The following is a 13,385-nucleotide window of genomic DNA, read 5'->3' as shown; positions in this document are numbered from 1 at the left end:
ACCCCCGACCACACGACCCCCACCGCCGCCGACCGCCCCGCTCAGACCGAGCAGCAGGCCCTCGCCCTCGCGCAGAAGAGCGGCAAGAAGACCGAGGTCGTCGGTATGCGCACCGAGCGCCGGGAGATCTTCGCGGAGCCGGACGGCACCTTCACCGCCCGCGAGTACACCGAGCCGGTTCGCACGGTCCGCGACGGTACGTGGGTCGACGTCGACGAGACGCTCGTCAAGCACGCCGACGGCACGTGGGGGCCCAAGGCCGCCACCGTCGAGCTCAGTCTGTCCGACGGCCGGGCGGGCAAGCCGTTCGTCACCATGCGGCGGGCGGGCCGTGAGTTCGCCCTGACCTGGCCGTACGGCAAGCTGCCCGCGCCCCACGTCGAGGGCGACACCGCCACCTACGCCGACGCCCTGCCCGGCGTCGACCTCACCGTGCGCGCCGAGGCCGACGGCTTCGGACACCTGCTGGTCGTCAAGACACCGGAAGCGGCGGCGGACCAGCGGCTGGCCCGGCTCGACCTGGGCATGACCACCGACGGCCTGAAGGTCGCCGAGGACGCCACCGGGGCGATCGTCGCCGAGGACGCCGCCGTCGGCGGCACCGTCTTCCAGGCGGGCAAGCCGGCGATGTGGGACTCGGCCGCCGTGGCCGAGGAGGCCGCCCGCAAGCAGGGCCCGAAGGCCGTGGCCAAGGCCCTCAGCTCCGCCGCGGCAGGCGCGGAAGCAACGGGCCGGCAGGCCGACACCGCCCCCCAGGAGGGCACGGCGCAGGCCGACACCGCCCCCGAGCCCGCCCTCGACGGCCCCGGCGGCGGCGGACGTGTCGCCCCGCTCGGCGTCGAGGTGGCCAAGGGCAGGCTGAGCCTGGTCCCCGACCGGAAGATGCTGGCCGACGAGGACACGGTCTTCCCCGTCGTCATCGACCCGATCCAGCGCACGACCTCGCGCACCTCCTGGACCGGGGTCATGTCCGGGATGCCCAGCGAGCAGGACTGGAAGTACTCGGGCAGCGCGGGCGTCGGCAAGTGCCCCACCGACTACAACCCGGTCTCCTGCAACGGCGTCGGCACGCGCCGCGTGATGTTCACGATGCCGCTCTCCTTCTACAAGGGGAAGCAGATCCTGGGCGCCACCTTCTCCGCCCGCGTCGAGCACATCTACAGCGCCTCCCCGACCGCGGAGCCGATCCAGCTCTACCGCATCGGCGGCCAGAACTACTCGCTCAGCTCGTCCAGCAACTGGTCCAACACCTCGGACGACTGGGACGACTATCTCCAGACCGTCGACAAGGCGATCTCCCCGACCTCCTGCTCCAGCCAGGCGAACCTGCACTTCGAGAGCGGGCAGACCGGCGAGCTGACCAGCGAGATCAAGACGGCCGCCGCGGGCGGCTGGAACGCCATGACGCTGGGTCTGCGCGCGGCCGACGAGTCCCGGTTCGCCGAGTGGAAGCGGATCTGCGGCAACGCGTACCTGTCGATCAAGTACAACAACCTGCCGCGGCAGATCAAGACGTCCGACATGCTCACCGACCCCGGTGGCGTGTGCAAGTGGGGGGCGAGCCGCCCGTACACCGACGTCCCGCCGAAGCTGAAGGCCATCGCGAGCGACCCGGACCACGGCAACGGCCAGACCGACAAGGTGAAGGTCGAGTTCAAGGTGGAGTGGACCGACCCGACCACCAAGGAAGCCAAGTCCTACACCTATCTGACGAACGACTGGCTGTCCCCGACCACCAGCACCAGGTTCGAGCACACCGTCAGGTCGACGATTCCGCAGAACACCGTCATCTACTGGAGCGCACGGGCGAACGACGGTGACGGCTCCGGCCCGTGGAGCTGGGAAGGCGACACCGCCCAGCGGTGCGAGTTCATCTACGACAGGACCTGGCCCGGCAAGCCGCTCGTGCTGTCCAAGCAGTACCCGTCCGACACCGTCTACCACGACGGCGTGGGCACCTACGGCACCTTCACCTTCTCGCCCAACCCGAACGACTCCATCCCGGACACGGACGTCGTCAAGTACCAGTACTCGTTCGACGGCGCCGCACTGGCCACGCTCACCCCGGCCACAGCGGGCGGCTCCGTCACCAAGGAGTGGATGCCGACCCGCGCCGGCCGGCACGTGCTCGAGGTGATCGCCGTCGACAAGGCGGGACACGCCAGCAGCACCCCGTACGACTTCCTGGTCAGCGAGGGCAAGCCGGTCGTCGCGCAGTGGAACCTCGCCGACCTGGCAGGTGAGACGGAGGCTCACGACGAGAGCGGCGACTTCTCGGCGACCGCCGGCCCCGCCGTCACCTTCGGCGTCGACGGCCCCGGCGGCAAGGTCGACAAGGCGGCCCGCTTCGACGGCAGCGCCGACGCCTACCTGGACACCAGCGAGACGGTGCTCGACACCTCCAGGAGCTTCAGCGTCAGCGCCTGGGTGCGGCCCACGGCACTGGACCGCAGCATGACCGTCATCAGTCAGGACGGCACCGGCGAGCCCGGCTTCACCCTGGGCTACGACGCGTCCGCGCAGACCTGGAAGTTCGCCGTCCCTGTCAACGACGTCGACTCGCTCGGCGAGTGGAAGGCCGTCTCCACCGGGGTGTCCGTGGTCAAGGACCAGTGGGTGCTGCTGACGGGTGTGTACGACGCCCAGAAGACCGGCGGCCCGCAGCTCCAGCTGTACGTCAACAAGGACCTGAAGGGCTCCGCCGGACGCCGCTCCACCTGGAAGTCGTACGGCCCGCTGCAGATCGGCCGCACGACGGCCAAGAGCGGCTACCGCGACCCCTTCACCGGTGACCTGGCCGAGGTCCGGGTCTTCGACCGCGTCCTGCCGGCGGCCCAGGTCGCCGAGCTGATGACGATCAAGCCGGCCCGCAAGGGCTACTGGCAGCTCGACGAGGCCGGCAGCGGAGCCTCCGCCGAGACCGGTGGCGGGCAGGCGCTGACCCTCGCGGGCAACGCCTCCATCTACCGCCCGGCCGACCCGCTGTTCGACATTGCCGCGCTGGTCGGCGACGGCAACCTGGTCCTGGACGGTGACGGGGACTACGCGTCCACCGCGACCGCCCCGGTCCCCGGCAACAGCAGCTTCACCGTCTCCGCACGCGCCCAGCTCACCTCGCTGGACCCGGAGAAGTCCCAGACGGTGCTGTCCCTGCCGGGCGCCAACGCCAACCGCCTCCAGGTCCGTTACCAGGCGGCCACCCAGCAGTGGGAGCTGGCCGTGGCGAAGACCGACTCGGCGACCGCGCAGATCGTCACGTTCAGCGACGACCAGGAACTGCCGGACACCGGCGGCTCCGGCCAGCACCTGGCGGTCGTCTACGACGCCTTCGCCAACTCGATCCGGCTGTACGTCGAGGGCCAGCTCGTGGCCGGTGCCTACGGCAAGGACGACACCCTGTGGTCCGCCACCGGCGGTCTGCAGGTGGGCCGTTCGCTGCGCGGGGCGAGCGAGTACTTCGCCGGCGCGCTCGACGAGGTCCGCGTCTACAGCGGGGCCGCCGACCAGATCGCGGTGCAGCAGATGGCCGCACTGACCGCCGTGCCGGACATGTGACGAACCGTCACCTCTGAGGTGTGCCGGGTCCCGTGGGACCCGGCACACCCGTCCCTCCCCCCCCACGCCTTTCCCTCAATCCACGACGTTCTCCTCCGAATTCTCCGAAAGGGAACCGACCACATGTTTCGTGGCCGCTCACTGAGCCGCCGCATGCCGAGACAGGCGGTCGTCGCGACAGTGATGGGACTCTCCCTCGCGCTGTCCGCGTCGACCGTCGAGGCTGTGGTGCTCGACGACGGCGCCAGGGGCCGCACCAGCCGCCCCGGCGTCCAGGACGACGGCGACGCCGTCAAGGGACGCGACGCCAAGTCCAAGTCCCGCCCCTCCGACCCGGCCCGCAAGGCCGCCGTCAAGGGCCTCGACAAGGCGGTGTGGCCCAAGCAGGGCGGCACCGAGGTGAAACTGGGGGCCACCGCGGAAGCGGGCGGCCTGCCGGTGAAGGTGCTCGAGCCCAAGTCCGCCAAGGCGGCCAAGGCGGCGCCGTCCGAGGTGCAGGTCGACGTCCTCGACCCGGCCCGCGCCGCGAAGCTCGGGGCGGGCGTCCTGCTCGGCGTCGAGCGGGCCGACGGCGGCGACAAGGCCGGCAAGGTCCGCCTGAGCGTCGACTACTCCGAATTCGCCGAGGGCTACGGCGGCTCGTACGCCTCCCGGCTGCGCCTGGTGCAGCTGCCCGCGTGTGCCGCGTACGCCACCCCCGGCAGCAAGGAGTGCCCGGAGCAGCCCAAGGTGCTGCCCACCGTGAACGACGTGCGCACCGGCACGGTCTCCGCCGACGTGACGGCCGCCCCGGCCTCGGCCGACGGCGTCTCCACCATGGCCGGCGAGTCGACGTCGCTCCTGGCAGTTGCGGCGGGCCCGTCCAGCGCCCAGGGCACGTACAAGGCCACCGCCCTGTCCCCGTCGGCCAGTTGGAGCGTGGCCACCTCCTCCGGCGCCTTCAACTGGAACTACCCGCTGCGCTCCGTCCCGACCCCGGGCGGCCTGGTCCCCACCGTGGGCCTCGGCTACTCCTCCCAGTCGGCGGACGGCCGCACCTCGGCCACCAACAACCAGGGCTCCTGGATCGGTGAGGGCTTCTCCTACGACCCCGGCTACATCGAGCGCCGCTACAAGCCCTGCTCCGAGGACGGCCACACCAACTCCGGCGAGCAGTGCTGGGCGTTCGAGAACGCCACGGTCATGCTCAACGGCTCCGCCGGTGAGCTGGTCAAGGACGACACCACCGGCAAGTGGCACATGTCGTCCGACGACGGCAGCAAGGTCGAGAAGCTGACCGGCGCCGTCAACGGCGACAACGACGGCGAGTACTGGCGCATCACCACCTCGGACGGCATCGAGTACTACTTCGGCCAGAACCGCCTGCCGGGCTGGGCCACGGGCAACGAGGAGACCGACTCGGTCTGGACCGCCCCGGTCTTCGGCGACGACTCCGGCGAGCCCTGCTACAACGCCACCTTCACCAGCGCCCACTGCAAGCAGGCCTGGCGCTGGAGCCTCGACTACGTCAAGGACACCCACGGCAACGTGATGTCCTACTTCTACGAGCGCGAGACCAACTACTACGCGCTGAACGGAAAGACGGACGTCAACGGCACCTCGTACCACCGCGGCGGCTACCTCAAGCGCATCGACTACGGCCAGCAGGACGGCAGCGTCTACGCGGCCAAGGCCCCGGCCCGCATCGTCTTCAACACCGCCGAGCGCTGCCTGCCCACCGCCGACTTCGACTGCGCGGAGAGCAAGCGCACCAAGGCGAACGCCGCTCACTGGCCCGACGTCCCGGTCGACCAGGAGTGCAAGGCCGACACCAAGTGCACCGCCCCGGTGCAGACCTTCTTCACCACCAAGCGGCTGACGTCGGTCGTCACCCAGATGCGCAAGGACGCCACGACCTACCAGGACGTGGACGCCTGGCTGTTCACGCATCTGTTCACCGACAACGGCGACGACTCCAAGACGCTGTGGCTGTCGAAGATCGAGCACGAGGGCCGCGCCGGTACGGCGGTGAAGCTCCCCTCCGTCGACCTCTTCGGCGAGCAACTCGCCAACCGTGTCGACGCGATCGGCGACAACATCGCGCCGTTCCACCGCTTCCGCCTGTCGATGGTCCTCAGTGAGACGGGCGCCCAGCTCGACGTCAACTACGCCGCCACCGACTGCACCAAGGCGACGCTGCCCCAGCCGGGTGAGTCGACCAAGCGCTGCTACCCGGTGAAGTGGGCCCCGCCGGGCTTCGTCGACCCGATCACGGACTGGTTCCACAAGTACGTCGTCGCGGCGGTCATCGAGACCGACCGCACCGGCGGCAGCGACGGCATGGTCACCCGCTACAGCTACCAGGGCGACGCGGCCTGGCGTAAGGCGAAGCCGGACGGCATCACCGACACCAAGTACCTCACCTGGGGCGGCTGGCAGGGCTACGGCAAGGTCTCCGTCACCAGCGGCACGGCCGACGACCAGAAGACCCGCATCGACTACACGTTCATGCAGGGTATGAACGGCGACGCCGACCCGGCCGGCGGCACCCGCTCGGTGACGGCCAAGGACTCCACGGGTGCCACGTACACCGACGACGAGGAGTTCACGGGGCACCAGCTGGAGGCGGCGACGTACGACGGCGCGAAGCTGGTCGCCAAGACCATCGACACCCCCTGGAAGCACCACACCGCCACCCAGACCCGCAGCTGGGGCACCACCCGCGCGACGATCGTGCGCCCCCAGGTCGGCCGCGGCTTCACACTGAAGTCCGACGGCACCTGGCAGGAGACGAAGTCCACCACCACGTACGACACCGCCAAGGGCGGCCGGGTCACCCAGGTCGAGGACCTCGGTGACGTCTCCACCGCCAAGGACGACTCCTGCACCCGTACCTGGTACGCGGACAACACGACGGAGAACCTTCTCTCCCTGCCCCGCCGCAGCGAGTCCGTCGCGGTGAAGTGCTCCGTCGGCGCGGACTACAAGACCCAGGTCCTGGCGGACGAGCGCACGTCCTACGACGGCGGCGCGTACGGCGCGGCGCCGACCAAGGGTGACGCGACGCAGACGGAGCGACTGACGTCCCACGACGGCACGACCGGGTCGTACCAGGTCACGGGCACCACGACCTACGACGCGTACGGCCGTCCGCTGTCCCAGAAGGACGCCAAGCAGAACCAGACGAGGACGGTCTACACCGAGACCAACGGCCTCCTCACGAAGACGGTCGTCTACAACGCCCTCAACCACGCCACCACCACCGACTACGTCCCCGCGTGGGGCATGTCGAGGGGCCAATCGGACCCGAACGGCAAGCGGACGGACCTCGCGTACGACGCGCTGGGCCGCCTGACCTCGGTCTGGCTGGCGGACCGCACCACGTCGCAGACCCCGAGCATCAAGTACTCCTACAACGTCCGCAAGGACAAGGTCACCTCGATCAAGACGGAGAAGATCGAGAACGACGGCTCCTACGGCGCCGAGTACCAGCTCTACGACAGCCTGCTGCGCCCCCGCCAGATCCAGACCGAGGGCCCGGACGGCAGCCGCATGGTCGCCGACACGTTCTACGACGGCACCGGCAACGTCCGCAAGACCAACGCGACGTACAACGCCGCGGGCGCCTCCTCCGACGAACTGCTGCTGGTGAGCAACAGCCAGGTCGGCGCGCAGAGCCTGCTGGAGTACGACGGCCTGGGCCGCACCAAGGCGCAGATCTTCGCGGTCAGCGGCGCCGAGCAGTGGCGGACCACGACCACCTACGACGGCGAGCTGACCCACATCGACCCGCCGACGGGCGGTGTGCCCACGACCACGATCACCGACGGCCAGGGCAACGTCTCGGAGATCCGCCACTACCGGGGCGCGTCCCCGGGCGCGGGTGTGCCGTACGACTCGACGAAGTACACGTACAACACGCGCGGTCTGCTGGAGACGGTCACCGACGCCAAGGCCAATGTGTGGCGGTACGAGTACGACCAGTTGGGGCGGAAGACCAAGTCGGTCGATCCCGACGCCGGCACCTCGCGCGCTGAGTACGACGAGCTGGACCGGCCGGTCGTCACCTACGACGGCCGGAACAAGAAGATCTCCACGGTCTACGACAGTCTCAGCCGCATGGTGTCGACATGGCAGGGCGACCCCACCACCGGAACGAAGCTGACGGAGACCAAGTACGACAAGGCGGGCTGGCTCGGCCAGGCGTACGGCTACCTGAGCTATGTCTCAGCCACGGAGTACTTCGCCACGGCGATTCAGTCCATGGACGAGTTCTACCGTCCGCTGAAGACGGCCTACCAGGTCCCTGCCTCGCAGGGCTCCCTCGCCGGCACCTACGTCTTCAGCACCACGTACAACCGTGACGGCACCGTCCAGGGCACCGGTCTGCCCGCCATCGGCGACCTGCCGGCGGAGGCGCTGACCTACACCTACGACTCCCTGCAGCGTCCGAAGACGATGACGGGCTCCACGTCGTACGTCACGAACACCGTCTACTCCCGCACCAGCCAGTTGCAGCAGCTGGAGCTGTACACGGGCAGCGGAAAGAAGGCCTGGCAGACGTTCTCCTACGAGACGGGCACCGACCGGCTGACCCGTTCCGTGACCGACGTCTACGGCGCGACCGCGCCGGCCAGGGACTCGAAGTACTCCTACGACCAGGCCGGCAACGTCCTGTCCATCGCGGACACCGCGAACTCCTCGCCGGACGTGCAGTGCTTCGCGTACGACGGCCGACAGCGTCTGAAGGACGCCTGGACCCCGGCGGCCACGGCGACGACCGCCGGCGGCATGGGCACCCGTGGCTCCACCACCCCGGTGGACGGCACCGGACCGACCGCGTGTGACGCGACGGCGGGATCGAGCGCCCTCGGCGGCCCAGCCCCGTACTGGAAGTCGTACGAGACCGACGCCATCGGCAACCGTGTCTCGGACACCGTCCACGACACCGGCCTGGACGCCACGAAGAACATCACCCGCAGCTACGAGTACGGCACGGCGGGTGCCCTGGGCGACGGCCCGCACCAGGTCACCAAGATCACCGAGAAGACGCCGACGGGTGACCGGCAGTCGACGTACGAGTACGACGACTCGGGCAACACCACCAAGCGCACCATCGGCGGCAACGCCCAGTCGCTGACCTGGACCGACACCGGCAAGGTCAACGAGGTCACCGAGGCTAACGGCTCGAAGACCAGCTACCTCTACGACGGCTCCGGCAACCGGCTGGTCCGCAAGGACCCGACCGGTACCACCGTCTATCTGCCCGGCACCGAGCTGAAGCTGTCGGCCGACGGCACGAAGAAGGAGGCGACCCGCTACTACGAGTTCCTCGGCGAGACCGTCGGAACCCGCACTGCGGGCAAGCTGTCCTTCATAGCCTCCGACCACCACGGCACGGGTGAGCTGGCGATCGACTCCGCGACAGGCGCGATCAGCCAGCGACGCTTCGACCCCTTCGGTGTGGATCGCGGCGAGAAGACCGGCACCTGGCCTGGGGAGAAGGGCTACGTCGGCGGCACGATCGACGCCTCAACGGGCCTGACCCACCTGGGGGCGCGCGAGTACGACGCGGTGATCGGCAAGTTCATATCCGTCGACCCGGTCATCGACTACACGCAGCCGCAGCAGATCAACGGCTACGCGTACGCGAACAACTCGCCGGTCACGCACGCCGACCCCAGCGGCATGATCGTCCCGGAGTGCCGGGAGGGTCTGATCGAGTGCCGGGGCGGCATACCTGTCACCAATGTGGACAAGGGTGTCCAGAAGGCGCAGTCGGACTACAGCAAGGCGTCCTCGGACCTGGGCATGGCCCAGTTGAACCAGTCGTCCGCCAAGCAGCGCATCAAGTCCGCCGGCAAGGCCCTGGTCAAGATCGCCCGCGACATCCTGGGCGTGGACGCGGCCCTGGACTGCATCTCCAGCGGTGACGTCGGTGCCTGCGGCGAGACCCTGCTCAACATCGCCGGCAGCTTCGCGGGCGGCCTGGCGGGCAAGATCCTCGCCAAGTACGGGGCGCCGTGGAACTGGGCCAAGGGCTACCGGCTCGCCAAGCGGGTGACCGGACTGGTCGGGGACCTCATCGGCGGCGCCAAGGATCTGTGGAAGGCCAACAAGGCCGTCGGCAAGGCGAGAGCCGGCCTCTCCAAGGCGGCGGACAGGCTGGCGGACGCTCGAAAGAAGGCGACGGAGGCCCTAAAGAAGCGCAAGAAGACAGAGGAAGGCGCCGGTTCCTGCCCGATCGACGGCCCACACAGCTTCCTGCCGGGTACCAAGGTCCTGCTCGTGGACGGCAAGACCAAGAAGATCGAGCAGGTGAAGCTCGGCGACAAGCTCGTGGTGACCGACCCGGAGACGGGTGAGACGAAGATCCGCGAGGTCGTCGGCACGATCGTCACCGAGGACGACAAGCACTTCGTCGACCTGACGATCAAGACCAAGTCGGGTAAGGCGGAGTCCCTGGTCTCCACGACCACGCACCCCTTCTGGGCGGACTCCGAGAACGCCTGGATCGAGGCCGGATTCCTCAAGCCGGGGATGCGCCTGCACACCGCCGACGGCGAATCGGTCGAGATCACGGCCGTCGAGGCCTTCGACCGGCGCCAGCGCACCCACGACCTGACCGTCGAGGACGTCCACACGTACTACGTCCACGCGGGTGCGACGTCTCTTCTCGTCCACAACTGCGGAGAGAGGGTCTATGAAGCGGGAGGCAAGCACGGCAGTGAGTCCCGCAGCAGCTCCCGCGGTGAGAACAGCGCCGAGCCGAACAACGGACAGGACGCGCTCGACAACTCGGTACAGATCAAGGAGACCTCGCCTCGCCGAGTGGGCATCGACAGGACGACCGGCGATACGGTGGTCCTCGACCGCACGGGTGAGGTTCCCTGCGGGTGCACCGTGAAGGGCGGCACCAACGAGGTCTTCCACGGCCATGTGCGGACCAACCTCGACACGGATCCCGGCATGGCCAAAGCCAAGAGCGCACTACGCCGAGCACTCAAGAACGGGGAAGTCGAAAGTGGCTAGTGAGTACGGCACCCCTCCGGGCGGCCGCGCCGGGCCGCCCGGGTCCCCGGGGTGGCGCGACGCCCTGACGGCCGACGTCCGGGGCACCGACGTCGCCCGGGCCACCAGAGCCCTGCTCGCCTTCACCTATGACGAGCCGGAGCGTGAGGCGACCGAGGAGCTGCTGTCGGAGTGCCTCGACCCGGCCGGCTCTGCGGTCGACCCGCAGGTCCGCGCCCTCGCCGTGACCTGTGTGGGGCACGTGGCGAGGATCCATGGCGAGGTCGGTCCCGACCTGGTCGCCCGCGTCCGGGGCCTGCTTCAGGACCCGGTCCTCGGCGGTCGCGCGGAAGACGCGCTGGACGATGTCGCGTCCTTCGCCCCGCACGCGCTGGAACCGAAGCGCGGGACCGACTGACCGGGGTCGCTGTCGCACGGGGCCCGGTTTGACCCCTCAAGCCGGGCCCCGTAACCTTGACCGTCGGCGTGTCCGTAGATATAGGCGCGCCACATCCCCGTAAACCTCTTCCTCCGGAGCACTGGGTGTCCTGGAGAGGCTGTCCGCGTGCCGGGCGGCTGGACTTCGGGGGTGCCGTTTCCGAGCGAGAGAGTGAGATCCGCGTGTACGCCATCGTGCGCAGCGGTGGTCGCCAGCACAAGGTTGCTGTCGGCGACATCGTTGAGGTTGACAAGATTTCCACCGCCAAGGTTGGCGACACGGTCGAGCTCTCGACCCTGCTCGTTGTCGACGGCGACGCTGTGACCAGCGACCCGTGGGTGCTGGCCGGCATCAAGGTCCAGGCCGAGGTCGTGGACCACCACAAGGGCCAGAAGATCGACATTCTGCGCTACAAGAACAAGACCGGCTACCGTCGCCGTCAGGGCCACCGCCAGCAGTACACGGCGATCAAGGTCACTGAGATCCCCGCGGCTGCGAAGTAAGGGACTGAGGAGAAATGGCACACAAGAAGGGCGCATCGTCCACTCGGAACGGTCGCGACTCGAATGCCCAGCGGCTCGGCGTGAAGCGCTTCGGCGGTCAGGTCGTCAACGCGGGTGAGATCCTGGTCCGCCAGCGTGGCACCCACTTCCACCCGGGCGCCGGTGTCGGTCGCGGTGGCGACGACACGCTGTTCGCGCTTCAGGCCGGTGCGGTGGAGTTCGGCACCAGCCGTGGCCGCAAGGTCGTGAACATCGTTCCGGTCGCCTGACACACCCCCTTCGGGGCTCAGGCACCGTAGAGCGTTTCGCGAGGCGGACCTCACTTCCCTGGTGGGAAGGCGGGTCCGCCTTTCGCGTGTTACGCAAGAGACATATCCGTACGTAGTTGAAGTGCTGGAGGCACCCCACCATGACCACCTTCGTGGACCGCGTCGAGCTGCACGTCGCCGCGGGTAACGGAGGCCACGGCTGTGCCTCCGTCCACCGTGAGAAGTTCAAGCCGCTCGGCGGACCCGACGGCGGCAACGGCGGGCGCGGTGGGGACGTCACCCTCACCGTCGACCAGTCGATCACCACGCTGCTCGACTACCACCACTCCCCGCACCGCAAGGCCACCAACGGCAAGCCCGGCGAGGGCGGCAACCGGTCCGGCAAGGACGGGCAGGACCTGGTTCTTCCCGTGCCGGACGGCACCGTCGTGCTGGACAAGGCCGGCAACGTCCTCGCCGACCTCGTCGGGCACGGCACCTCCTACGTCGCCGCGCAGGGCGGCCGGGGCGGGCTCGGGAACGCCGCGCTGGCCTCGGCCCGCCGCAAGGCGCCCGGGTTCGCGCTGCTCGGTGAGCCGGGGGACCTCCAGGACATCGTCCTGGAGCTGAAGACGGTCGCCGACGTGGCGCTCGTCGGGTACCCGAGCGCCGGCAAGTCCTCGCTGATCTCCGTGCTGAGCGCCGCCAAGCCGAAGATCGCGGACTACCCGTTCACGACCCTGGTGCCCAACCTCGGTGTGGTGACCGCCGGTTCGACCGTCTACACCATCGCCGACGTCCCGGGGCTCATCCCGGGCGCCAGCCAGGGCAAGGGCCTGGGCCTTGAGTTCCTGCGGCACGTCGAGCGGTGCAGTGTGCTGGTGCACGTCCTGGACACCGCGACGCTGGAGTCCGACCGCGACCCCGTCTCCGACCTGGACATCATCGAGGCGGAGCTGCGGGAGTACGGCGGGCTCGACAACCGGCCCCGGATCGTCGTCCTGAACAAGATCGACGTACCGGACGGCAAGGACCTCGCCGAGATGGTGCGGCCGGATCTGGAGGCCCGTGGCTACCGGGTCTTCGAGGTGTCCGCCGTCGCGCACACCGGGCTGAAGGAGCTGTCCTTCGCGCTGGCCGAACTGGTCGGCAAGGCGCGTGCCGCGAAGCCGAAGGAAGAGGCGACGCGGATCGTGATCCGGCCGAAGGCCGTCGACGACGCCGGGTTCACCGTCACGCGCGAGGAGGTCGGCGGCGAGCCGCTGTTCCGGGTGCGTGGTGAGAAGCCCGAGCGCTGGGTGCGGCAGACCGACTTCAACAACGACGAGGCGGTCGGGTATCTCGCCGACCGGCTCAACCGGCTCGGTGTCGAAGAGGAGTTGATGAAGGCGGGGGCCCGCTCCGGTGACGGTGTCGCCATCGGGCCCGAGGAGAACGCCGTCGTCTTCGACTGGGAGCCGACCGTCATGTCCGGCGCGGAGATGCTCGGGCGGCGTGGCGAGGACCATCGCTTCGAAGCGCCGCGGCCCGCCGCGCAGCGACGTCGGGACAGGCAGGCCGAGCGGGACGAGGCGGCGCAGGAGTTCGACGACTTCGAGCCGTTCTGAGGGAGCGGGGGCTGAAGGGGCGAGGGCTGAGGGGGCCGGGAGC

At 69.2% G+C, this 13,385-nt stretch carries 6 protein-coding genes; all 6 read left to right on the top strand.

What is annotated here, in order from left to right; translation table 11 throughout:
- Positions 1-3,555, top strand: a 3,555-nt coding sequence (locus L0P92_RS34485) for a LamG domain-containing protein (protein WP_234766992.1), incomplete at its 5' end; no start/stop codon positions are given.
- 153 nt (positions 3,556-3,708) lie between these two features.
- Positions 3,709-10,566, top strand: coding sequence for a polymorphic toxin-type HINT domain-containing protein (locus tag L0P92_RS34480; RefSeq protein WP_234766991.1), 6,858 nt, complete (start codon positions 3,709-3,711; stop codon positions 10,564-10,566).
- Entirely contained in the window at positions 10,559-10,963 is a 405-nt protein-coding gene (locus L0P92_RS34475) for a hypothetical protein (protein ID WP_234766990.1), read from the top strand. Before L0P92_RS34480 ends, L0P92_RS34475 begins: the two co-directional genes overlap by 8 nt.
- A gap of 203 nt (positions 10,964-11,166) precedes the next feature.
- Positions 11,167-11,487 (top strand): 50S ribosomal protein L21, encoded by a 321-nt coding sequence (gene rplU, locus L0P92_RS34470; RefSeq protein ID WP_004931419.1) that lies wholly within the window; start codon positions 11,167-11,169, stop codon positions 11,485-11,487.
- A 14-nt stretch (positions 11,488-11,501) separates the two neighbouring features.
- Positions 11,502-11,756, top strand: coding sequence for a 50S ribosomal protein L27 (gene rpmA / locus L0P92_RS34465; RefSeq protein WP_030051735.1), 255 nt, complete (start codon positions 11,502-11,504; stop codon positions 11,754-11,756).
- A gap of 140 nt (positions 11,757-11,896) precedes the next feature.
- Positions 11,897-13,342, top strand: a complete 1,446-nt coding sequence (gene obgE, locus L0P92_RS34460) for a GTPase ObgE (RefSeq protein ID WP_234766989.1) — start codon at positions 11,897-11,899, stop codon at positions 13,340-13,342.
- The last annotated feature ends 43 nt before the right edge of the window (positions 13,343-13,385 follow it).

Source organism: Streptomyces muensis, assembly GCF_021474425.1.
GTDB classification, from domain to species: domain Bacteria; phylum Actinomycetota; class Actinomycetes; order Streptomycetales; family Streptomycetaceae; genus Streptomyces; species Streptomyces muensis.
This window is presented reverse-complemented; position numbering and strand designations above follow the sequence as displayed.